The sequence below is a fragment of the Microbacterium umsixpiens genome, from assembly GCF_053543675.1.
Map to the genome: position 1 here is coordinate 25,289 of NZ_JBLVOH010000163.1, position 1,029 is coordinate 26,317.

Consider the following 1,029-nt stretch of genomic DNA (forward strand, 5'->3'; position numbering starts at 1 on the left):
GGGGGGGCGCCGCCGGTCTGGTGCTCGGTGGCCTGCTGATCGCGTTCGGCGCGCCGATGGTGCGACTGTTCATCGGTGCGGGGTCGGACGACGTCGTCGACATGGCCCACCGGATGCTCATCATCAACGGCTGCGGCTACTGGGCGCTGGGCATGCTGTTCGTGCTGCGCGGCGCACTGCAGGGACTCGGCCACACACTCGTGCCCACCGTGACCGGGGTGATCGAGCTGGTGATGCGCGTCGGCGCGGCCATCGTGCTGGGCGCGTGGATCGGGTTCGACGGCGTCGCGCTGAGCAACCCGCTCGCCTGGGTGGGCGCGATCGTGCTGCTGGTCCCGGCCTACGTGCGGGCACACCGCGAGCTCGGACGGCTTCCGGTCGCACCGGCCGAGGCCACCGAGACCTCGGCGATCGCGATCGTCGGACCGACCGACGGCTCGATGGTCGTGGATGCCGTCGTCACCCAGCCCTTGCGCGTCGTCCGCGCCCGTCGCCTTCGGTGGCCGAGCCGCCGCTGACCTCTCGTCCCGTCCGATTCGGCGCCGCGAGATCTCCGTCTGCAGGATGATGCGGATGGGACTTGAGACGGATGGCCTTTCCGCGACACACTTCTAGTGTCGAGGTAGCGGAGTTTCCGCTGGACCGGGGGGTCGTCATGACGACAATGAGAGTGGCCAACGATTTGGCCGAGGTGATGGTGCCGATCGGCTACGTGGGTGCGGCCATCGCCGGTACCTGTGCGATCGTCGCTGCGGTCGCGGTCATCCGGAGCTCTGGAGGGCTCGTCGGGGGTGCGGTCGGCGTATGGATCGTGGGCGCGCTGATGAGCTTCACCGCGTCGTTCGCGCAGCAGTGGCTGCCGTTGATATTGGCGTGCGCCTCGCTCGTGGGCATGCTCGTGATCGGCGGGGTCGTGCGGGCCATCATGAGTGCGGCCGGAGCCGGGCGGACGAACGAGGCGGCGGCCGATGCACTGCCCCGGCCGGTCTCCCCGACCGCGCCGGCAGTCGTGTCGAAGCCGTCGCTCGC

At 70.1% G+C, this 1,029-nt stretch carries 2 protein-coding genes; both read left to right on the forward strand.

Annotated elements, in window-relative coordinates; genetic code table 11:
* Positions 1–518 (forward strand): MATE family efflux transporter (locus ACNPM4_RS15945; protein ID WP_448986332.1); only part of this gene is annotated, 518 nt, incomplete at its 5' end.
* Positions 519–655: 137 nt separating this feature from the next.
* On the forward strand, positions 656–1,029 hold a 374-nt coding region (locus ACNPM4_RS15950; protein ID WP_448986333.1), incomplete at its 3' end, for a hypothetical protein.